This window comes from Streptococcus pseudopneumoniae IS7493, from assembly GCF_000221985.1.
Taxonomy (GTDB): Bacteria; Bacillota; Bacilli; order Lactobacillales; family Streptococcaceae; genus Streptococcus; species Streptococcus pseudopneumoniae.
Genome location: NC_015875.1, coordinates 500626 through 524182, shown reverse-complemented (window position 1 = coordinate 524182; position 23557 = coordinate 500626). Strand labels below are relative to the sequence as shown.

At 39.5% G+C, this 23557-nt stretch carries 17 protein-coding genes, 3 pseudogenes and 1 riboswitch; of the genes and pseudogenes, 5 read left to right on the top strand and 15 right to left on the bottom strand.

What is annotated here, in order from left to right:
• Window positions 1-12: 12 nt before the first annotated feature.
• The 12 genes and pseudogenes from SPPN_RS11775 to SPPN_RS02805 form a co-directional block, all read right to left on the bottom strand.
• Window positions 13-696: pseudogene (locus SPPN_RS11775) on the bottom strand (transposase family protein); the annotation flags it as partial.
• 140 nt (window positions 697-836) lie between these two features.
• On the bottom strand, window positions 837-1985 hold the full coding sequence (locus SPPN_RS02850) for an MFS transporter (RefSeq protein ID WP_007285020.1): 1149 nt from the start codon (window positions 1983-1985) through the stop codon (window positions 837-839).
• Between the two features lie 604 nt (window positions 1986-2589).
• Window positions 2590-2718: pseudogene (locus SPPN_RS12680) on the bottom strand (phosphatase PAP2 family protein); the annotation flags it as partial.
• Between the two features lie 26 nt (window positions 2719-2744).
• Window positions 2745-3965 carry an MFS transporter gene (locus SPPN_RS02845; protein WP_001091363.1) on the bottom strand — a complete coding sequence of 407 codons (1221 nt, stop codon included), beginning with the start codon at window positions 3963-3965 and terminating at the stop codon, window positions 2745-2747.
• Between the two features lie 199 nt (window positions 3966-4164).
• Window positions 4165-5037, bottom strand: a complete 873-nt coding sequence (locus SPPN_RS02840; protein ID WP_000525619.1) for a helix-turn-helix domain-containing protein — start codon at window positions 5035-5037, stop codon at window positions 4165-4167.
• 111 nt (window positions 5038-5148) lie between these two features.
• Window positions 5149-5799: a phosphatase PAP2 family protein gene (locus SPPN_RS02835; protein WP_044012001.1), complete on the bottom strand. Its 651-nt coding sequence runs from the start codon at window positions 5797-5799 to the stop codon at window positions 5149-5151.
• Entirely contained in the window at window positions 5789-6352 is a 564-nt protein-coding gene (locus tag SPPN_RS02830; protein WP_000185837.1) for an ECF transporter S component, read from the bottom strand. Before SPPN_RS02830 ends, SPPN_RS02835 begins: the two co-directional genes overlap by 11 nt.
• Window positions 6353-6515: 163 nt before the next feature.
• Window positions 6516-6734: riboswitch (FMN riboswitch) on the bottom strand.
• 53 nt (window positions 6735-6787) lie between these two features.
• Window positions 6788-7291: a tRNA (cytidine(34)-2'-O)-methyltransferase gene (locus SPPN_RS02825; protein WP_000181376.1), complete on the bottom strand. Its 504-nt coding sequence runs from the start codon at window positions 7289-7291 to the stop codon at window positions 6788-6790.
• Window positions 7292-7483: 192 nt separating this feature from the next.
• On the bottom strand, window positions 7484-8314 hold the full coding sequence (locus SPPN_RS02820; protein WP_001148088.1) for an energy-coupling factor transporter transmembrane component T family protein: 831 nt from the start codon (window positions 8312-8314) through the stop codon (window positions 7484-7486).
• A complete protein-coding gene (locus SPPN_RS02815; protein WP_000656513.1) occupies window positions 8299-9981 on the bottom strand; it encodes an ABC transporter ATP-binding protein in 1683 nt (560 codons plus the stop codon). The genes SPPN_RS02820 and SPPN_RS02815 overlap by 16 nt, the downstream gene beginning before the upstream one ends.
• Before the next feature lie 283 nt (window positions 9982-10264).
• Window positions 10265-10810: an ECF-type riboflavin transporter substrate-binding protein gene (locus tag SPPN_RS02810; protein ID WP_000795930.1), complete on the bottom strand. Its 546-nt coding sequence runs from the start codon at window positions 10808-10810 to the stop codon at window positions 10265-10267.
• Between the two features lie 15 nt (window positions 10811-10825).
• Window positions 10826-11674, bottom strand: a complete 849-nt coding sequence (locus SPPN_RS02805; RefSeq protein WP_001063603.1) for an SAM hydrolase/SAM-dependent halogenase family protein — start codon at window positions 11672-11674, stop codon at window positions 10826-10828.
• 187 nt (window positions 11675-11861) lie between these two features.
• Here SPPN_RS02805 and trkA point away from each other — a divergent pair, with 187 nt between their 5' ends.
• From trkA to SPPN_RS02790, 4 genes and pseudogenes are all read left to right on the top strand, one after another.
• Window positions 11862-13211 carry a Trk system potassium transporter TrkA gene (trkA, locus tag SPPN_RS02800; protein ID WP_000691705.1) on the top strand — a complete coding sequence of 450 codons (1350 nt, stop codon included), beginning with the start codon at window positions 11862-11864 and terminating at the stop codon, window positions 13209-13211.
• A 3-nt stretch (window positions 13212-13214) separates the two neighbouring features.
• Window positions 13215-13448, top strand: coding sequence for a hypothetical protein (locus tag SPPN_RS13760; RefSeq protein WP_007285018.1), 234 nt, complete (start codon window positions 13215-13217; stop codon window positions 13446-13448).
• A pseudogene (locus SPPN_RS02795) lies at window positions 13449-14402 on the top strand (TrkH family potassium uptake protein); the annotation flags it as partial.
• A gap of 302 nt (window positions 14403-14704) precedes the next feature.
• A complete protein-coding gene (locus tag SPPN_RS02790) occupies window positions 14705-16432 on the top strand; it encodes an IS1634 family transposase (RefSeq protein WP_000142808.1) in 1728 nt (575 codons plus the stop codon).
• Window positions 16433-16871: 439 nt separating this feature from the next.
• Here SPPN_RS02790 and pflB read toward each other — a convergent pair whose 3' ends face one another.
• Window positions 16872-19196: a formate C-acetyltransferase gene (gene pflB / locus SPPN_RS02785; RefSeq protein WP_000260631.1), complete on the bottom strand. Its 2325-nt coding sequence runs from the start codon at window positions 19194-19196 to the stop codon at window positions 16872-16874.
• Window positions 19197-19434: 238 nt separating this feature from the next.
• On the opposite strand from pflB, the gene dinB reads away from it, so the two are divergent.
• Window positions 19435-20496, top strand: coding sequence for a DNA polymerase IV (dinB, locus tag SPPN_RS02780; protein ID WP_000904576.1), 1062 nt, complete (start codon window positions 19435-19437; stop codon window positions 20494-20496).
• A gap of 146 nt (window positions 20497-20642) precedes the next feature.
• Here dinB and SPPN_RS02775 read toward each other — a convergent pair whose 3' ends face one another.
• The gene (locus tag SPPN_RS02775; RefSeq protein ID WP_000280764.1) at window positions 20643-21488 is read right to left on the bottom strand and encodes an undecaprenyl-diphosphate phosphatase; all 846 of its coding nucleotides are present in this window, start codon (window positions 21486-21488) and stop codon (window positions 20643-20645) included.
• Window positions 21489-21547: 59 nt separating this feature from the next.
• Window positions 21548-23437 (bottom strand): DUF2207 domain-containing protein, encoded by a 1890-nt coding sequence (locus SPPN_RS02770; RefSeq protein WP_000750623.1) that lies wholly within the window; start codon window positions 23435-23437, stop codon window positions 21548-21550.
• Window positions 23438-23557 lie beyond the last annotated feature (120 nt).

The following is a 23557-nucleotide window of genomic DNA, read 5'->3' as shown; positions in this document are numbered from 1 at the left end:
TTCAATCTACTATACTTTGGCAAAAATATTCTCAACCTTGCTGCTCCCCTTAGATAGCGCATGGTTATAGGCTTTATCTTCAGCTATTAGCGGCTTGAGTTTGCTGGATTTACGTGGAGTTTGTGCTTGAGGATATATCTTCATGAGCCCTTGATAACCACTGTCAGCCAAGATTTTACCAGCTTGTCCGATATTTCTGCGACTCATTTTGAACAACTTCATATCATGACAATAGTTCACAGTGATCTCCAAAGAAACAATTCTCCCTTGACTTGTGACAATCGCTTGAGCCTTCATAGCGTGGCATTTCTTTTTACCAGAATCATTCGCTAATTGTTTTTTAAGACGATTGATTTTTACTTCCGTCGCATCAATCATTACCGTATCCTCAGAACTGAGAGGAGTTCTTGAAATCGTAAAACCACTTTGAACAAGAGTTACTTCAACCCATTGATTCCGATGGGTTAAGTTGCTTTCGTGGATACCAAAATCAGCCGCAATTTGTTCATAAGTGCGGTATTCTCGCACATATTGAAGAGTGGCCATCAGAAGGTCTTCTAGGCTTAATTTAGGTTTTTATCCATCTTTTGCGTGTTTAATTTTTAATACGGCTAACATCTCTTCAAAAGTCGTGCGCTGAACAGCAACAAGGAGCTTAAATCGTGTATCAGTTAGTTGTTTACTTGCTTCATAATTTTATTGTATCATATTTTTGTTTCACAGGAAGTCTAATCTAATGGAATAGGAGGCAGTAAGATGGAAACTATCATAGCTTGTACTCATAAACTACTCAAAACGATATATGAAGTCTTATATCTCCATAAAAATACATAATTTCACAGTGTTTTTTTTAATGCTGACGATATTACAGGAATAAATGAAATTGCAAAATAAATGATAACTGAAATAAAGTATACTGGCAAAATTCCAATTAAGTCTGCTAGATAACTAAATGAAACTAGCGCTACAGCATACATTAGTTGCATTAAAACACTTCTGGCAGCAAAAGCTCTTGCCAATATACTAGGATCAACTTTTTCTTGAATAATTGATTCTTGAATTATATTTCTAATTTGTGCAGGGGGGCCGACTAGAAAAGAAATAATAATTGTTATGATAGGGCTTCTATTAACAGTGTAAAATAGTGTGAGTAGTGTAACAAGAAGTGATGATATAAACAAAAATTTTCCTGGAAAATGTTGAAGTTTATGAGAGTATTTTGTTATTACCCCTCCTCCAACTATAATCCCTAAGAAGTATGCTGAACCCTGGTATCCCCACCAAGTTTCACTTGTTAAAAGGATAGTGGTTGTAAATGCTAGGAGGTATGAAGATGTCCAAATCACATTTGCAAAATTTTCAATAATATCCATAATAGTTATATCCCTGATGACAGGATTATCCCTTATAGGTATGAGACCTTCAAAAATTTGATATACATATGAACTTTTGGAAGAGTTTGGTTTATGTTGATTCTTTTCAACGTGAATATAAAAACTTAGAACTGAGGAGAGCAAGAAACACAAAGATATACAATATAATGAATATTGCAAACCTAGTAACGTAGACAATGGAATTGCAAGTGCCCAGCCTGCTGTTTGAACGGATTGACGAATGCTTAGGGTGAGACCGTTTGCTTTTACTATCGCATCATTATCAACTATACTAGGAACAATAGCTAGACGTGCAGGAGTATAAAAACTATTGGTGATGCTTATTAAAAAGACTGTGGAATAGGTTATTATAATACTATCATTAAATGAACTGATAATGGTATAAGACAGAGTAACTAGCCCACCAATCAGATTAGTAAACGACAATACATTTTTATGTGAAATTTTGTCTAAAAAAATAGGTCCAATCAAACCTCCTATAACTGCTGAAATAGTTCCTATTATCAAAACAAATGTTGATTCACTGATAGAATTACTTTGTGAATAAACCTTTGAGATGATTGTTACACTGAAAAAAATATTTGCAATCAAGTTAAAAATTTGATTGCAAAGTAAGTATTTAAAATTATTATTGCTTATCTTAACTCATTCCTTTTGCAAATAAATATTGATTAGTATAGCAAAAAAATATATTTTACGCAATTACTATGCTCTCGTGTTGATATACCATACATATGAAAGCTTCTACCTTTCCTTTTGTATATCTATCTAATTTTAGCCATATTGCTTGAGAATTCCATAACCTTTCTTGCAAAATCATAGTTTTAGGTGGTGACTAAAATAGATAGAAATATAATATTGCTTACGGTAGGAATTATGGTATCTCTTGGGAACAGTGATCTCTCTAAACATGTAAAATCTGATTTTATTAATTAAGGAGGTACATTTATCGTATGGTTTTATAATCACTCTATGAGGGACAGGGGAATCACTTGCTGATTCCTCCTAATTTCTAGCTGGACGGTATTGATCGGACTCTTTATAAGCTCTAAGGTTGCATGGGAAGAGCTCCTCCAACTTAAATCAGCGTAATGGGATAATACAGAATGGTCCATTTTTCTAATAAGTATAGTTGAGTCGGATGAAGATATGCTATATTGACTTTCATTTCTTTCTCCTCAAGGGAATTCGATACTCACTTCTGTTTGCCTTTAAATCGCCATTGGAAGCGGAGCTTGTCATAAAAGGGAAACTCGATAAACAAGACTCCCAAACCCAGACAGAGACTGGCAAGAACGTCTGATGGGTAATGAACTCCCACCCAAAAAGAGACAGTAGTTCATACTACTATTACTCTATTTTCATTGCTTTCACAATTGCTAAGGCAGTCAATACAAAAATAAAAAGTGGAAGCACTGTGATTTTTAGGTTTGTAGCACTCGCTAAGGCAACGATGAGCATGCTAAGAATTCCTGGTACAACAACATTGAATACTCCAAGCACTGACTGGATGGTTCCCATGACTTCTTCTGGAACCATCGAGAATACAAGGTTGAAAATCCGAGGCCCCATCATTCCTACTGCAACTGCGCATAAGAAGACAACTACCAATAAAAGGAGGAAATGATTGATCAACCAAGAAAAGAGAATACAGAGATGCATAATTTCTTCAAAGTAGACAATCATTTTTATGGGAATATTTTTTAGGATACCTCCACTCAAAAAACTTCCCACAATCGTTCCTGAAAAAATAACCACTGACAATGCTGCAATGGATTTCCCAGTGTCAAAGAAGATAAATGGATGATGAATCAACATCAAAGTCGTTAAAGGGGTAATAATGCTTAAAATCACTTGGTTCATAGCTGCAATGAATATTAATTTGATGATGGTTGGAAAACTTGACAATATCTTCATAGAATAGAGGAAATGCTCTCCAAAAGATTTTGCGGTTAATCTTTTACTAACCTCCATCTGTCCCTCAATATCTCTCAAAGAAGTACGAATAAACACCACACCCAACAGTGCAAAAAGAAAGGTCAAAGCATTCAAACCCACAAACATCTGAAGACTGATGACCCCAATCAAAACTCCACCTGTAAGGTTGCTAAGAATATTAACTACACCAGCAGTTGCCTGTCTAAACCCCATAGCATCTGTCATATCATCTCCTATAATCCTCACATACAAAGGAGAAATCATAGCACCTGCAAAATAACTCATGGTATCTGATAAAAGATTGATGCCACAAATAAGAAAAACCATCCCCATAGAAAAGTTCTTATCCGTTACAAACAGTGTCAATAGAGTATAAAGCAGAAACTTACTTGCCAATATAGCAATATATTTTGCAACACGATTTTTTTGAAAATCGGCAATAACGCCTGTGAACAACTGAGAAATCTGCGGCAAAGTCTCCGAAACTGTTATACAAAGAACAGCTAATGAAGCAAATTTATATCCCGATACATAAGAAATAAATGAAATATAAAACAGCGTATCACCAAATGACGAAACCCATTGATTAATTAGCAACATCCGGTAATTTTTATTGGTCAGAAAAGTATTCATTGGATTGCCTCCTTCTTCAGCTCAAAAGGAAATTGAAATCCTAACAACGCCCAATATATCCCCAAAGCTCCAATACCAAAATCAAAAACTATTGATGATATTCTAATACATCAATTTTGGTTTGTCAATAATTTTTATGGTGTTTTTTATTTTTTTTTGAAATATGAATTTAAGTTATCTAAAAATACAAATCTTTTTCTTAATCTTCACTTTCCAATAATTTCATTTCCTTCTCAATTTCTAGCATCATTCTCTGGTTCTCTTCGTGCTTGTAAAGCTGATAAGATACTTGATAAAAACCTAGTATCCTATCCCTTTCAGCAAAGCTCTCGCTTATATTTCCCAATAAACAATACAAATCTGCTAATCGATAACTACTATTATATCTTTTACAAATAGCTATCGTTTCTGTAATTTCTGCTATAGCTTCAGATGTTCGTTCATTCAACCACAAATATCTACAATAGTTATATCGGAATTTAATCATCAATTCTAACTGTTCCAAATGATGAACAGATAGTGACTGGAGGTTCTCTTTTAAAAGTTGATAGAGTTCCTGATATGTGTCTTCCTGCCCCATATCAAAATAAAAATTAGCCAAGGTATTTCCCAGTTGTAGATAGTAAAAATCAGATTTTTTCAGAGATAACAGTATTTTTTCCAGTTTCGCAACTGCCCCTGTTTGATGATTTAAATAACAGAATTGAACTAATGTATCAATCCAGTCCAAATAAATCTGGTCTTTAGCAGATAGACGAGTACGTTTAGATTTTTCCAGTTCATAGATGTAATGGAGAGATTCATATTCCCTCTCATCCAAAAATTTCTTAGATAATTCTTTAAACTTATCAATATTTTCTAAACTAGAAACCTCAGTATCTTCAAAGAAATAATCCATGCTCACCTTCAATCGCTTAGATAGTTGAAAGAGTAATTCTGACCCAGGTGAATATTTACCTTGCTCCATACGGCTAATCTGCCCTTGCTCACAAATCCCCTCAGCTAATTCTTTTTGAGATAATTTTAATTCCTTTCTTTTATTTTTTAATCGTGTCGCTAATAGCATACCCACACTTTCTTCCTCCTTGCTTTATTTATTAAAATATATCAAACACCAAAACATGTTTCAAGTATATATTTCATATGGTTCTATTTGTATTTGTACAATTTTTTATCTTTTCCATCACTTCTGCTTGCCTTTAAATCGCCATTGGAAGCGGATCTTGTCATAGAAGGGAAATTCGATAAACAAGACTCCCAAACCCACACAGAGACTGGCAAGAACGTCTGATGGATAATGAACTCCCAGATAGACCCTTGATACCAACACACTGACTAGGTAGAGACCTAGCACGATTTGCACGATTTTTCTCCAGACCGGATCTTTCATCCGCTGACTAAGAATGACAATCAGAGAACCGACCATCAAGGTTACAGCCAGAGAATGGCCGCTTGGAAAGGAAAATCCCTTCTCATCAACCAAGTGTAAAATAGCTGGTCGTGGGCGCTGGTAGATATTTTTAAAGGTCACGATTAAAAGTCCTGCTAAAGCCAGATTTCCCAGCATGAAGAAACTTTCTATCTTCCACCGCTTACGATAAAAGACAAAAGCTGTAATGACAACCCAAGTGATAATCACTGGAATATCAATCAGACGTGTAATGGCTCGGAAAAGAATAGTCAAGTAATCTGGCAAGTCTCCTCGAACGGCAGTCTGTATCGGTTGGTCAAAACCGACCAGCGTTTCAGGGTAAAATTTGACCATGTAGCCAAGAATAACGAAAAGTAAAAGGGCAAAACTGCCCTTCATTAAAAATGTTTGTTTATCTCTCATAATGTTTTAAGGTTGGTTTCAAGAGAACATACAACAACCAGAATGAAACGGAAAAGATTACACCCTCAATCAAGTTAAAAGGTAATACCATGGTCATTAGGTAGTTGGAAAGTCCCAAAATTTTTCCAATATCAAAGTTAGCAAACTTAGCGTACAAAGGAACAGCGTAAACATAGTTGAGAACCAACATTGCCACAGTTAAACCAACAGTCCCAGCTAGAGAGCCTAGTAGGAAACGAAGGGTTGTCCGTTCCTTTTTCCAAATCAAAGCAAAGACGATGACAAAAACTCCCAAAGCTACGATATTCATCGGCAAACCAATGTAAGTATTCACTCCTTGGCTGTTAAGAAGCAATTTCAAGAGTGAGCGAAGCAAGAGCACTCCTAGAGCAGCAGGCAAATCCATGACCACCAGACCCACAAGGACTGGCAAGATACTAAATTCGATCTTGAGGAAGGATGCCGCTGGCAAGAGCGGAAAGTCAAAGTACATCAGCACAAATGAGATGGCTGATAAGATCGCAATGGTCGAAAGTCGACGTGTGTTTGTCATAACAGGTTCCTCCAATTTTCTATAAAATCAGAAGAAGTTAGAAAGGATTCCTCTATCTATTCTCACTTTTTATATCCCAAAAGTTCCCTCTCACTCTATTAAGGAAATTCAAGCAAGCGGTTACAGTTTAGCTATAAATCTATCAGAACAGACAAAGCTATTCTTTCGTCTTCTCCCATCCAGACTATACTGTCGGTTGTGGAATCTCACCACATCAGCTTGCGCTCGCGGACTTATTTGGCTAAGATATTTTAGATTTATCTAGGCGTCGCAGTCGAAGATAATACTTAAAGTATATCGAGACAAGACAACGACGAGAAAGCTAAAATAGCTAGTCAAATTTACCGCCGGTCGGGAATCACACCCTGCCCTGAAGACTCTTTTATCATAACAAAAAACGCTTGCAAGCGCAAGCATTTTGTTCATTTTCATTTTTTATTTCAATTTATCTGCTTCATAGGTATGAACGAGCTCAAGACCTGCAAAGTGCTGCTGGCGGAGGGCTTCGTAGACAATCATGCAGACGGTATTAGACACATTGAGACTGCGGACATGTTCATCATTCATGGGAATACGGAGAGCCTTCTCAGGATGTTCTCGCATAAAGTCCTCAGGCAAGCCCTTGTCTTCACGTCCAAAGAGAAAATAATGGTCCTCGTCAGTCGATAAATCCACATCAGAATACACTTTCTCAGCAAATTTTGAGATCAGATAGAGTTTGCCCTTCATATGAGACATGAAATCCTCCAAACTCTCGTAAAAATAAATCTCTAGTTTATCCCAATAATCCAATCCAGCTCGCTTCATCTTGCGGTCGTCAATAGGAAAGCCCATTGGCTTGATGATGTGGAGGGGAGAATTGGTCGCAGCACAAGTACGCGCGATATTGCCTGTATTTTGTGGAATTTGTGGTTCAAATAATACAATGTGATTTGTCATGACTTGCTTCCTTTCACCATTGCAAAAAAATAGCCACACTGCCCGGAGTCAAGCTCAGCAAACAGCGTGGTTAAGGCATCGTTAACTTACCTCACAACAGGTTTGAAGTAAATCAGCGAAACTACTTTCTTAGTATAACACTTTCAGAATCATTGTCAATAGAAACGACTTGATTTTTTCAATTTTTTCAAGCTATTTCCAAGGATTGTAAAATCGTCCTTGATTCTGCAAGATAAGTAGTAAACTAGCTACTAAAAACAAGGCTGCCAAGAACAAGGTAAGATAGTCTCCTTTTTTCAAGGCCTGATAACTATACCAAGTGCGTTTTTTCTCTTTCCCAAAGCGCCGAAGCTCCATGGCGGTCGCGATGGTATCAATGCGTTCTAGCGAGCTAAAAATCAAGGGAGTAATAATGCGCAAATTGCCTTTGATTCGTTGCATAAGAGAAGCTTTCTTGGATAATTCCATCCCACGCGCCTCCTGAGACATTTTGATAGTAAAGAATTCTTCCTGCAAATCTGGAATATAGCGCAAGGTCAGACTGACTGAATAGGCAATCTTGTAAGGCACACCAATTTGATTTAAACTAGAAGCAAACTGACTAGGATGGGTTGTCATCAAAAAGATAATAGCCAGAGGAATGGTACAAAGGTACTTAATGGCCAGATTTAGCAGATAAAAGAGCTCCTGGCTGGTCAGAGTGTAGGCACCGATTCCCTGCCAAATCACACTTCTCTCTCCGTAAAGTCCAACCCCATACTCAGGAGAAAAGAGATAGACCATCAAAACGTTTAAAACGGCAAATACCGTCGCAAAAACGGCCACAAAGGAAACATCTTTAAAACGGATTTCTGACAAATAGAGGAGAAAGACCGAAAAGATGGCAATCAGAACAAGCAGTCTGGTATCATAGCTAATCATGGCCGCCAATGACACGAGGATGAAAAAGAGAAGTTTACCAGCTCCTGACAAGCGATGAATCACAGTATCTCTATGCTGGTAACCAATTAATTTAGCTTGCATCCTTCTCTCCTTTCTTTGTAAAATGCCGTTAAAGCAAGTGGATCCACGTCTAGTTTTTTAGCCAAGTTGAAGATTGAAGTTTCTTTTAGATTGGCTTTTACTAACAGCTCAGGATTGCTCAACAGACTAGCTGGATCAGTATCAGCAATCAGTTCTCCATCAACCATGACAAGGGCCCTGTCTGAATAATCCAGCATCAATTGCATATCATGCGTAATCATGACGATGGTATGACCTTTTTGATGCAACTCTTCGAGAAATTCCATAATCTCAGTATAGTTCTTCTGGTCTTGACCTGCTGTCGGTTCATCTAAGAGGATAATTTCAGCTCCTAAAACCAAAATCGAGGCAATAGTGACACGTTTTTTCTGACCAAATGACAGGGCAGAAATAGGCCAATTACGGAATTCATAGAGACCACAGATTTTCAAAGTTTCATAGACTCTCGTTTCAATTTCCTTCTCATCCACACCTCGCAAACGAAGTCCCAGAGCCACCTCATCAAAAATCATGTTAGTTGAAATCATTTGATTAGGATTTTGCAGCACATAGCCTACTCGTTCCGCCCGCTCTGCAACAGAATCTCCTTTTATATCCTGCCCTTCCCAAAGATAGCGACCTTCCGTCTGAATAAAGCTACTTAAGGCCTTGGCTAGAGTTGACTTCCCTGCTCCATTTTTCCCGACAATGGCAATCTTTTCACCCTTTTTAATATCCAAATGTAGGGATTTTAAAATCGGTCTATCATCATAAGAAAAAGAAACCTCCTCTAGTCTAAAAAGTGACTGCAAATCTGGCATCTCTTTTGCCAGTTCATTCTGCAACTGAACCTGACCTTTTGAGATAGACAAGTTATCCAGATCTGCTAACTGTTCTTCCTTGGCTAAATCCACACCCAATTGACGGAGAGTGGTGAGATAAAGGGGTTCGCGAATTCCATTTTGGGTCAACAAATCAGTCGCCAATAACTGATCAGGACTTCCATTAAAGAGGATACGGCCATCGTTTATCAAGACAATCCGATCCACAGGTCGATGCAGAACATCTTCCAAACGGTGCTCGATAATAAGGGTCGTCGTCCCCTCCTCCTTATGAATCTGATCAATCAATTCAATAATATCCTGACCTGACTTGGGATCCAGATTGGCGAGTGGCTCATCAAACAAGAGAATCGGACTTTCATCAATCAAGACACCGGCTAGACTAACTCGCTGCTTTTGTCCACCAGACAAGTCTTGAGGACGCTGAGCTAGTAAAGGGAGAAGGTCCAGCTTTTCAGCCCATTTATGAACACGACTTTTCATCTCTTCTAGACTTGTTACATCATTTTCTAGAGCAAAAGCCAAGTCCTCTGCCACAGATAAGCCGATAAACTGCCCATCTGTATCCTGCAAAACTGTGCTAACCAGATGAGACTTATCATAGATGCTCATATCAAAGGCTGTTTGACCCTTTATCAAAAATTCTCCATATGTCTGACCCTTGTAAATATTGGGAATAATCCCATTCAAACACTGACCCAAGGTAGATTTACCTGATCCAGATGGTCCAACAATTAAGACTTTCTCTCCCTTGTAAATGGTCAAGTCTATCCCTTGCAAGGTCGGTTCTTGTTGTGTTTCATACTGGAAAGAGAAATCCTTCCACTCAATTATAGCTTCTTTCATCTTACTCTCTTCATTCGCTTCTTCTACTCAATGAAAATCAAAGAGCAAACCAGGAAGCTAGCCGTAGGTTGCTCAAAACACTGTTTTGAGGTTGCAGATAGAGCTGACGCGGTTTGAATTTAATTTTCGCAGAGTATTAGACTTCTATTTTATCATAAATCTACCCCTTCTTGCAGACTCTTCTATTAAAAACTTAGCGCCAAAAAGATTCCTATCCTAGCTTACTTGCCTAACTAATCTATAAACATCGAAAAAGACTGGTTGCCCAGCCTTCTCCATCATTTTAGTCCTTTTTCAAACTTCCTGCACGAGTTTGAGTTCCTGCATAGGCAAGCAAGAGAAGAGTTCCTGCAATAGCTACAGATACACCATTAGCAATTCCCGCAACAATTCCTTGGGCAAATACTTTTTCTGCAGCTTCTTGATAAATCACAACATCTCCAAGTGGTGCCAAGACACCCCAAACAAGGGCATTTGCAAGTAGTTGAATGAGGTTAAAAATAAGAATATCTTTCCAGTCAAAGACACCATTGATCACGCGAACGTACTTTCTAAATAGCCCCACAGCTAGACCAAAGAGCCCACTAGCGATAATCCAAGTCCACCACAGACCGTAACCAGCAAGAGAGTCCTTGATTGCATGACCAATCAACCCGACAAGCAAACCGATAATCGGTCCAAAAATAATAGAAAGTAGCGCTTGTACCGCATACTGAAGCTGGATGCTTGTATTTGGAACAGGGGTCGGAATGTTGATCATCCCGATGACGACAAAGAGGGCAGCGCCAATTCCTACAGCAACAACTTGTTTAATTGATTGATTTTTCATCTATATTCTCCTATTTTATGATTCTATTTTCTTTATTTCAATGGTCCAAGATGAACCGACACCTACATTATAGGCCTTGGCAAAGGAACCTTGGTTGATAGCCAGACCTAAACGATAGAGAGAGTTGATGTAAAGGATGGGTTGCCCAATTCTCACATCTGCAAATGATTTGCCATAAACAACCTGATTTTGATAGACCAGCATATCAGCGTGATAGATGGTCACTTCAAAACGGTCACCAAATTCTGGTTCCAGTTTGTAAAATTCTTCTCGCGTAATAGAGGTCCAAAGCGAACCAAAACGCACATCCAGAATATCAATGGCTCCCTTCACCAGATGATCTTCACTAATGGTCTCTACGACTGGAAGTTCCACAATCTGATCCACACTGAGCTCTGGCCCCACTTCCTCAAAAGAAATGTGACCACTGGCCAGTTTAGCACCAGTATAGGCATAGACATCACGACCGTGGAAAGTATAAGAATGCTCTGTGTTTTGACGCCTATTAGCTACCTCAGAAATTTCACGAACGGCTACAATACCAACGTGTTTCTTGATAAAAGAAAGAGTCCCATTATCTGGCGTGACAATGTATTGATTGTTTGCAGTCTTGGCAACCACACTCTTACGTTTCGAGCCGACACCTGGATCGACAACCGATACAAAAGTCGTTCCCTCAGGCCAGTAATCCACCGTCTGAAAGAGACGGTAACTACCCTCAAAAATATTATAAGGTGTGATATCGTGCGTCAAGTGATGAATTTTTAAGGTTGGAGACTCTTCTAAAGCCACTCCAATCATAGCCGATACCGCACCATCAACCAGACCAAAGTCTGATTGTAATACCAGTAAATTATTATTCATTTTATCTCCTTGTATATCCTTTATCATACCATATTTCAGAGAAAGTCGCTAATAGCTATTTCAATTGCTTAGGGTATAGTTTTACCTTATAGCAGATTTCCGCTAAAAGTTCTCCCTTATTGGCTAGTAGGTGCATTTTTTTTGAAAAAGGATATGATAGTTACATCATGAAAAAGTAGGTTTTATTATGAAAATTATCCTTGTCGGAGGGGGAAAAGTTAGTTTTGCCCTCTGTCGCTCCTTGGTTGCAGAAAAGCATGATGTTTTGCTGATTGAGCAAGACGAAGCTGTTCTCAATCATATTGTCAGTCGCTTTGATATCATGGGTATCCTTGGTAACGGGGTCGATTTTGCCATTCTTGAGCAAGCCAGCGTCCAAGATTGTGATATCTTTATCACCCTGACTGAGTACGATGAAGTCAACATGATTGCAGCTGTTCTAGCCAAAAAAATGGGAGCTAAAGAGACCATCGTTCGGGTGCGGAACCCTGAATATTCTAACTCCTATTTCAAAGAAAAGAATATTCTCGGTTTTTCTCTTATCGTTAACCCTGAGCTCTTGGCTGCCCGCGCTATCGCCAACATCATTGACTTCCCCAACGCTCTATCTGTCGAACGTTTCTTTGGTGGACGGGTCAGCTTGATGGAATTCACTGTTAAATCCTCCAGTAGTCTTTGCCAAATGCCCATTTCTGATTTTCGGAAAAAAATTTGGCAATGTCATTGTCGTGCGATAGAAAGAGATCATCAAATTATCATTCCAAGCGGTAACATGACTGTACAGGATAAAGATAGAATCTTTGTCACTGGTAACCGTGTTGATATGATGCTCTTCCATAATTATTTCAAGTCTCGTGCCGTGAAGGGTCTTCTTATTGTTGGAGCTGGTAGAATTGCCTATTATCTACTAGGTATCCTCAAAGATAGTCGTATTGATACTAAGATTATTGAAATCAATCCTGAAATCGCTAGCTTCTTTAGCGAGAAATTCCCAAACCTCTACATCGTTCAAGGAGATGGTACCGCACAAGATATCCTGCTGGAAGAAAGTGCTCAAAACTATGATGCCGTTGCGACTCTAACAGGGGTCGATGAGGAAAATCTGATTACCTCTATGTTCCTGGACAGGGTAGGTGTACAGAAAAATATTACCAAGGTCAATCGTACCAGTCTCCTCGAAATTATCAATGCGCCTGATTTTTCAAGTATCATCACACCTAAAAGTATTGCCGTAGACACGATTATGCACTTTATTCGTGGTCGGGTTAATGCCCAGTATTCAGACCTTCAAGCCATGCACCATCTAGCCAATGGCCAAATCGAAACCCTGCAATTCCATATCAAGGAAGCCAATAAAATGACTGCCAAACCTCTTTCTCAACTGAAATTGAAAAAAGGGGTTCTTATTGCAGCTATCATTCGAAAGGGCAAAACGATTTTCCCAACTGGGGAGGATATGTTGGAAGTTGGAGACAAGCTCCTAGTAACAACCTTGTTGCCGAATATCACTAAGATTTATGACTTGATCGCGAGGTAAGAAATGAATAAAAGTATGATTCGCTACCTCCTTTCAAAGTTACTTTTGATTGAAGCGGTTCTCCTTTTGGTTCCTGTAGCTGTCGCTCTCTATTACCGTGAATCGAGCCAAGTCTTTACAGCCCTCTTTACAACGATTGGAATTCTGGTATTACTAGGTGGCTCAGGAATTTTACAAAAGCCAAAAAATCAACGGATTTATGCCAAGGAGGGAATCTTGATTGTGGCCCTCTGTTGAATCCTTTGGTCCTTCTTTGGTGGTCTCCCCTTTGTCTTTTCTGGGCAAATCCCTAGCGTTATTGATGCCTTTTTTGAAATTAGTTCTGGCTTTACAACTACTGGAGCAACTATTTTGAACGACGTTTCGGTCCTCAGCCGTTCCCTCCTCTTCTGGCGAAGTTTTACCCACTTGATTGGAGGGATGGGAGTGCTTGTTTTTGCACTTGCTATTATGGACAATGCCAAAAATAGCCACCTAGAGGTGATGAAGGCTGAGGTTCCAGGTCCTGTTTTTGGCAAGGTTGTATCCAAACTAAAAAACACTGCCCAGATTCTCTATCTCCTTTATCTAGCTCTCTTCTCCCTCTTTGTCATCATCTATTATCTAGCTGGCATGCCTCTCTACGATAGTTTTGTCATTGCTACGGGGACAGCGGGAACTGGAGGCTTTACCGTCTATAACGACGGAATTGCCCACTATGGCAGCTCACTGATTACCTATCTGGTCAGTATCGGAGTTCTGGTTTTTGGGGTAAATTTCAACCTCTACTACTACCTCATGCTCCGTCGCATCAAGGCCTTCTTTGGTGACGAAGAACTTCGGGCTTACTTGGTCATTGTACTGGTTTCTACAGGCTTGATTAGCCTCAACACCCTCTACCTCTACCCAGGGTTTTCAAAGAGCTTTGAAATGGCCTTCTTCCAGGTTTCCAACATCATTACAACAACTGGTTTTGGATATGGAGATATTACCAACTGGCCCCTCTTCTCCCAGTTTATCCTCCTTTTCCTCATGGCAATCGGTGGCTCTGCTGGATCAACTGCAGGTGGACTCAAGATTATTCGAGGCCTCATCCTTTCAAAAATTGCCAAAAATCAAATTTTGTCCATTCTATCTCCCCACCGTGTTTTGACTCTCCATGTGAATCAAACGGTGATTGATAAGGATACCCAGCATAAAATTCTCAAGTATGGTAGATTGAAACTAGAATAGTACATCTGGACTTCTAAAACATTGTTAGAAATCGATTTGACTGTCCCGATTGATTTGTCCTATTCTTATTTCATTTTATTATATCTTTAAATCCCGATCAGACATTTCAGTACCTGACTTATCCTCAATGAAAATCTCTTCAAACTGCGTCAGATCTATCTGCCCGACTTTATCACTTAATTCTCCGCCGACCTTACTTAATCCCTTGGTACATCTGGATTTTCCGACTATTTTTCAACTTTTTTGTTTGTTGTATATAATTATGTATGCTATAATAGAGTATGACATTTATTAAAACAACAACCAACAAAGAAGGGCGTACTCATGTCTATCTTGTGGAGGGATATCGAAAAGATGGAAAAGTCAGACAGCGTATTTTGAAAAAATATGGTCTCTTAGATGAACTAGAGGTAGAGGAACCTGATATCTTAGAACGTTTGAAACGTGAGGCAAAGGAAGGTCTACTAACAGAACCTCAATTCTTTCAAGTAAGCTATGACCTACTGGCTCCTATGAATGAGGTGGATCAGTCCTATGGTTGGATGGTCTTGGATAACCTGTTTGAAGAGTTAAAACTAACCGAGTTTCTAAAGACAGTGAAATCGAAATCAGAGTACGATTTGGCTCAAGTTTTAAAACTATTAGTTTTTCAGAGAGTCCTCAATCCAGATAGTAAGTTATCTACTTATGCTTCTCAAGTAAACTTATTTGGTCATTGGGAAATAAGCCTCAACGCTATTTATCGTTCGTTAGATAAGTTGGATACCTTGAAAGAAAAACTTCTGCTTCATCTTCATAAAGAAGTGAGTCGCATGACCAAGCGTGAAGCACGTTTAGTTTTCTACGATGTAACGAACTACTACTTTGAAACAGATATCCCCGATGAGACGGTTGTTTCAGTTGATGGTGAAATTCTAAAAGAAGGACTAAGAAGGCGAGGTCCTAGTAAGGAACATCGTCCCAAACCCATTGTCCAATTAGGATTATTTATGGATACGAATGGAATTCCCATCAGTTATAAGTTATTTAGAGGAAATCAAACAGATCCTATTACCTATCTTCCAGCTGTTGAGGAAGTTAAAAAACAGTTTGGAATTGAGCGTATTGTGGTGGTGGCCGATAAGGCTATGAATAGCTCTTACAATATTTCTGAGATGATTCATCAAAAAGATGGATGGCTCTTCTCCCAGAAGCATCGTGGACGGCGTGGCGCCTCAAAGGAGCTACAAACACAAATTCTAAATCCAAACGATTGGCAATTTAATAAGGAGTTGACCTTCGCAAAGAAGTCCTATCTACGTGAACGCAAGCTGGGAACGAAGAAGGATTCTCCACTTGTCAAAGAGAAAGTTCTGATTACTTGGTCTAAGAAATACGCTGATCGAGAACGGATTCGTCGGGAAGGTGCTTTAGAATATGCCAGCCAACTAACCAATGCGGAACTCTTTCGACAGACCAGTAAAAAAGGAGGCAAGAAATATCTAGACCTCCACTATCTGGATGAAAAAACAGGGGAACTAAAGCCTTTTTCCCCACTTGTTACCATTGACCATGAGCAGGTTGATTTTGATGCTCAGTTTGATGGTGTGAATGTTCTTGTAACAAGTGAAGTTGGAATGACAGATGAAGAGATGTTGGAGGCTTATAAAGAGTTAGCTAAGATTGAGGATTGCTTCCGCATCACGAAGACAGAGCTTGAAAGTAGACCTGTTTATGTATGGACAGAAAATCATATACAGGCACATTTTTTGACTTGTTTTATCGCTTTAATTCATCTTCGACTCCTCCAACATCAAATTAATTGGAAGATGAGTCCAAGGAGAATCGCTAATGCTCTCAACAGTGCCAAAGCAACTAGGTTACAAGATAATTACTATAGACTACAAGAAAGTCCAGATATGCAGCTACTAAATAGATTATTGGGCATGGAATGGAACAAAGGGTTCGTGAAGTTTGAAGAACTCAAAAATTACGCCAAAGCTCCATATACAACACCTAAACGAGATTAAAGAACAGCGAAATCCCTTGTGGCGCAAGGGGGTAGCTGCCCTTTTGTATTTTTTAAGTGATAAAGTCGGGATTATATCTTTAAATCCCGATCAGACATTTCAGTACCTGACTTATCCTCAATGAAAATCTCTTCAAACTGCGTCAGATCTATCTGCAACCTCAAAACAGTGTTTTGAGCAACCTGAGGATAGCTTCCTAGTTTGCTCTTTGATTTTCATTGAGGATTATTTTCAAATCCCCCCAACTCAACAAGTATCTTTGAATTCCAGTCAATTTCTAGCACTGTTTGAAACGTTTCAGCGGGCTATTTCAGATTCGGTCCACTATTCCTTTCCAAAAACATTGCATATTGCGCCGAAGGAATTGCTCACACTATCCCCAAGCACAAAACCCTCAGTCGACTGACCGAGGGTTCCTTTTCATTATTCAAGAACTTGATTAGCTCAATGCATCCAAGGCATCATCCATTGAAAGAACTTCGTGGAAGACACGTTGTGTCAATTCAGTTTTTTGTTCTGGAGTGAGGTATTTAGTGTTTACACAGTATCCAGAGATACGTACGATAACGTCTTCACCTGACATAATCTTTTCGTAAACATCGTTCAAGTCCATAACGTTCAAGTTAACGTGTTGTCCACCGTTTTCGAAGTAACCATCAAGGATTGTTACCAAGTTATCAACTTGTTCGTCACGAGTCTTACCAAGAGCGCGAGGTGATACTTGTGTAGTCAATGAGATACCATCAGCTGCATAACTAAAGTCAAGGCTAGAAAGTGAATTCAAGTTTTGCAACCATCCACCTTTAGCTTTGTTAGATGGGTTAGCACCTGGTGAGAAGAATTCAAGTTTAGACAAGTTCACAGAACCATCTTCGTTGAGGTATACACCTTTGTGGACTGGTGAGTTACCAGTTTGTTTAGAGTAAGCAACGTTAGATGTGATTGTCAAAAGTGATACAGTAGCTTCTGCGTCTTTGTAAAGTTTGTGGCTACGTAGACGAGTAGTGTAAGCTTCGATCAACCATTCTGCCAATTCGTTTGAACGTGGGTCATCTTCACCCCAACGTGGGTATTCACCGATTGTTTCGTAATCGTAGATATAGCCATTTTCGTCACGGATTGGTTTAACTGTAGCGTACTTAATAGCTGACAATGTGTCAACAGTGTTGGCAAATCCACAGATACCGAATCCCATGTTGGCACGTTGTTTAGTTGGCAAGAAGGCCATTTGAACAGCTTCGTAGTTGTATTTATCAGTCATGTAGTGAATGATGTTCAAGGCATCTACGTAAGTGTCAGTCAACCAGTCAAGAGATTTTTCAAAGTTAGCTTTAACTGATTCAAATTCAAGAACTTCGTCACGGATTGGTTCGATGTCAAATACTTTGTAGTCTTTGTGAACATCGTCGTAACCACCGTTCAAACCAGTAAGAAGGGCTTTCAATACGTTTACACGCGCACCGAAGTACTGGATGTTGTGGCGTTGTTCTTCATTTTCTGGGTCAAGTGGAGACACACAGCATGAGATACAACTCATTTCACCATATCCGTCTTTAGCCATTGTTGTTACACCTTCGTATTGGATAGAAGAGTGTTTGTGGCTCATGTGCATACAGTAGCGGCGGAAGTTGTATGGCAATTTATCAGTCCAAAGAACTGTCAAGTTTGGTTCTGGAGAGTTACCGATGTTGTCAAGAGTGTTCAAGAAACGGTAGTCCATCTTAGTAACACGGTGACGACCGTCGTTACCCATACCAGCCATAGAAGTTGTGATGAAAGTTGGGTCACCTGAGTACAATTGGTCGTAAGCTTTTGTCCGAGCAAATTTAACTGTACGAAGTTTCATAACGAAATCATCAACGAATTCTTGGATTTCTGATTCAGTAAATGTACCACGAGCAAGGTCACGTTCTGCAAAGATGTCCAAAACGATTGGTACACGTCCTAGAGATGTAGCAGCACCGTTGATAACACGGCAGACAGACATGAAGGCGATGTTAACCCATTGGATCGCTTCTTTAACGTTCATCGCTGGTTTGCGAACATCAACTCCGTAAAGGTCACCCAAGCGAACAACTTGTTGCAATGCTTGGTATTGAAGGTTGATTTCTTCACGAAGACGGATTGTTTCTTCATCAATTTCTTCGATTGCATTCCAGTCGTTTACTTTTTCTTGCATCAAGTAGTCTGCACCGTAAAGAGCAAGACGTGCGTAAACACCGATGATACGTCCGCGTGAGTATGCATCTGGAAGACCAGTTACAGTGTGTGCGTGACGTGCGCGACGAATGTTTGAAGTGTAGGCACGGAAGATACCGTCGTTAACTGTTGTTACGTATTTAGTAAAGATTTCGTGAACAGCTGGATCTGGTTCGTATCCATTTTCTTTCAAAGTTGTTTCAGCCATACGGATACCACCTTTTGGCATGAAGTTCAATTTGAAGAGTTCATCGTTTTGGATACCGAAGATAACTTCATTTTCTTTATCGATAAATCCTGCTGGGATATCAGCGATAGATGTTGGACGAGTGTCCATTGGGAAACGAGTTTCTTCGTAGTGAGCCTTCGTTTCTTCTACAATTTTTTTGATGTGAAGTGAACGTTCTGTTGGTCCTGCAAGGAAGCTTTCGTCTCCATCGTAAGGTGTGTAGTTAGCTTGTACGAAGCGTGATACACTTGCTTTTTCTTTCCAATCTACGCCTTTGAAGCCTTCCCAAGCTTTGTCAAAAATATCTTGTGCTTCAACAACTGTTTTAACAACCATGTTAATGTCCTCTTTTTTCTTTCTAGTAACAACCATCTGTTACATTCATGAGACAAGTATACCATACAGTAACCGATTTCAACAAGTGGAAAATCCCTATTTTTACACTTTCTTTTCTAAAACAGTCTATATTTTATTTCAAACTGTATTATATTTTTGAAAAAATAAAGTCCTTTTTTCTTTTTTTCAGAAAAAAGGGTATAATAAAAGAAAATAAGCGGTAAAAAGGGGGCTAGGCATGTTGATTTTTCCTTTGTTAAATGATTTGTCAAGAAAAATCATCCATATTGACATGGATGCCTTTTTTGCTGCGGTGGAAATCAGAGATAATCCTAAACTCAGAGGAAAACCTGTCATTATCGGCAGTGACCCTCGGCAAACAGGTGGGCGGGGAGTCGTTTCTACCTGTAGCTATGAGGCACGAGCTTTTGGTATCCATTCAGCCATGAGCTCTAAGGAAGCCTATGAGCGTTGTCCCCAGGCCGTCTTCATCTCGGGGAATTATGAGAAATACAAAGCTGTGGGACTCCAGATTCGAGCTATCTTTAAGCGCTATACAGATTTAATAGAACCCATGAGCATTGACGAAGCCTATTTGGATGTGACAGAAAATAAACTCGGGATCAAGTCAGCGGTCAAAATTGCTCGCCTCATTCAAGAGGATATCTGGCAAGAACTCCATCTAACTGCTTCTGCTGGCGTTTCTTACAACAAATTCTTGGCTAAAATGGCCAGTGATTATCAAAAACCACATGGTTTGACAGTGATTCTACCTGACCAAGCTGAGGATTTCCTCAAACAAATGGATATTTCCAAGTTTCATGGAGTAGGAAAAAAGACTGTAGAACGTCTTCATCAAATGGGCGTTTTTACTGGCGCTGACCTACTTGAAGTCCCTGAAGTGACCCTAATAGATCGTTTTGGTAGACTGGGTTATGACCTTTATCGAAAGGCTCGTGGCATCCACAATTCCCCAGTCAAATCCAATCGCATCCGTAAGTCAATCGGGAAGGAGAAAACCTATGGGAAGATTCTCCGTGCCGAGGAAGATATCAAAAAAGAGCTGACTCTTCTATCAGAAAGAGTCGCTCTCAATCTCAGTCAACAAGAAAAATCTGGAAAAATTGTCATTTTGAAAATCCGCTACGAGGACTTTTCAACTCTCACTAAACGAAAAAGTCTAGCTCAAAAAACACAGGATGCTAGCCAGATAAGCCAAATAGCCCTACAACTCTATGAAGAATTAAGCGAGAAAGAAAGAGGTGTCCGCCTGCTGGGGATTACCGTGACTGGATTTTGAAACTCAATGAAAATCAAAGAGCAAACTAGGAAGCTAGCCGCAGGCTGCTCAAAACACTGTTTTGAGGTTGCAGATAGAGCTGACGCGGTCTGAAGAGATTTTCAAAGAGTATAAAACCTTGAAGAGCTGCCCCTTCAAGGTTTTTCTTATACAAATAAACGGACAAAACTGTAAAGTAGCAAGACACTACCAAGCACGATGCGGTATTTACCAAAAAGGGTAAAATCGTGTTTTTTCACATAACTTGTCAAAAAGCGAATAGCCACCATGCTGACTGCAAAAGCGACTCCCATCGCAACCAAGAGCAAGAACAATTGTCCAAAGCTCAAGAGCTGTCCTGCTTTCAAAAATTTGAAAATCTTTAAGGCACTAGCTCCAAACATAACAGGAATCCCTAGATAGAAGGTAAATTCTGTCACAACTGAACGACTGGTTCCATTTAACAAACCACCGACGATTGTAGCTCCAGAACGGCTTGTCCCTGGTAAAAGGGCAAGAACTTGGAAGAGTCCGATATAGAAAGCTGTTGTATAAGGAAGCTTGTCCAACTCTGTCACACTTGGCTCGATAGCACGCGCTTTATTACGTTTTTCCAAATAGATAAAGGCAATCCCATAGATAATCAACATGAGAGCAACAGAAACCATGTTATGGAAGTGGGTATCAAACCAATCATCAAACTTAAAGACGGCAAGTAAAGGCAAGGTCGCAATCAAGACCTTCAGCCATAGTCTCCAAGTCTTACGAACTTCCTGCTTGTCCTTAGTCGGTTTGAAAGGATTGAGCTTGTTAAAGTAGATTACCATGACCGCCAAAATCGCACCAAGCTGAATCACGACATTAAACATGGAAATAAAGGCTTCGTTTTGATTTTGGTATTGGATAAATTCCTCTGCTAAAATCAAGTGACCTGTACTGGAAATCGGCAACCATTCCGTAATTCCTTCAACAATCCCGAAGAAGATAGATTTTAAAATTTCAATAAGATACATAGATTACTCCTTTTTCTATCTTCCATTATAGCATATTTTTCAATCTATGGCAGTTCTCTTTAAAAGGCACCGATACTTCCACCACCTCCGCCTCCAGAGAAACCACCGCCAGAACTTCCACTTCCAGAAGATACAGAGTAGGTACTTGCTGTATTTGCGACACTGGCATAATGGCTCATTTGCGCGCTTGAATGATAAAACATACTGTGCCAGCCATAAGCTACATAGAGGTTGATATCTGGATTTTCCACTTGAATCTGATGAACCTTCATCAAATGGCTGACCTTGTCCGCATAGCCAAATAAGGTCGCATAGACCAAGAGGCGATTCCAGACCACAATACTTTCCAATTCAGCCTGATCCAATCGCGCAATCTCACGCAACATATTTTCAAAACTGGTCCAGAGATAGTAGACCTCTGCTCCTGCTTCATTTAGGACACCATCACGATTATCTAATCGAAGCTTCCAATAATAGAAAACAGCCAAAACCAAACCTAGAAAACCAAGTATTGGCAAGGGGAGGTAAAGATAGCCATAAACGTCCAAACTGTACAAGAACAAACCAAATCCAATAAATAGGGGCAAGATAGTGGAGAGTCCCATACCCACTTGCAAGGCCTTTTCCCCACCAGTTAAAGGACGATAGTAATCTGGGAGCCCCCAGAAGAAAACCCTGTCTCTGACCCCTTCTTGCATCTCTTTTAATACTGCTTCGAAAGAAGATTTAAGCTGACGCCCCTTTGCTTGAATCCGTTTTTCATCAGAGACTTTTGCTCTACGATAAAGACTATCAGATACCTTGTAATCCGCAAACAAATTGGAAAGAGTTTCTTCTTTTTTGCCTGAAAAAGCCAGATTTAGACAGTCTTTCTCAAAGCTTGACAAACCATCTTCTTTTACTAGCCTCAAACCAACTGCATCTCCTTCTGAAATGATAGAGACATTTCCACGGTCTATCACATCTAGCAAGGTAGCTTGAATAAGTTGGTCAAAGGTGAATTTGCCAGCCCCCTTGACCAAGGGACTCACTTCCTCCAAGGAGGTCGAGTAGACAGCCTCTGATAAAACCATAGGCTCTAATTCCATTGGTGGTTCATAGAGACGATGATTTTTGGCATATTTGACTGAAGGAGTGGTCTTTCTTCTATAGATAAAATAGAAGCAGACACTCAATAACAAGGAGATAGAAAGTATCGAAGGTAAGACCCAAGTAAGGAGTTGTTTACTTTGCTCTTTTTCTTTAACAATCGAGTCTTCTACCTTATTAAATTCTTCTAAATGATTTCCTTTCAATCCCTGATCCCTAGCGCTAGCAAAATCAGTTCGAGGCCAATAGGCATGCAATTCAACTCCACGCTTAGCCGGAAGATTGTCCAAACGAATAGTATAATCAAGGCTACTCTTTTCAATCGTTCCCTCTCTAAAAAGTTTCCCTGTATGGAAAAAGAGTTTTTCAGCTCCCTTGTCTCCCCTTACATGAAATTCAAACTTGCCAATAGCCCCTGAACTATCTGTTAAAGGTTGCCAATTTAATTCAGCAATGTCATCATATAGGAAAAGCAAATTTTTTAAGTTCCATGTAAGCTCAACTTCAACTGTGTCGCCTTCCTGGCCTGGATTATAGACTCTCACAGTATAACCATTCGCTTCTTCTGTCACTTCGCTCGTAACGTCTGCTAGTTCAGCACCATTTTTCGCAGCCTGAACCTTTGGATGAGGATCAATGTCAAATCCACTAGGCATCTTGCCAGCACGTCCAAGTCCCACGATTTGGCCCTTAAAGTCCTCCTCAAACTGATAAACTATCTTTTGTCTAAATTCTGCCGTATTGTCTGCATGAATATACAAATCCCCTTGATAAGAGTTTATCTTGAAATCAATGGCGAAAACAGAAAGTGGCAGAAGGCAAAACAAGCCAAACATCAGTAAGAAAAAAGTTTTTTTCATCAACTAAGCCCCCTTTTTATCTTTCTTATCATTATAGCATTTTTTCGTAAGTAAAGGCTTACTTATGTTGAAAAATTACGCATTTTTCGATAAAATAGGAGACAGTTATTTTTTAATAGA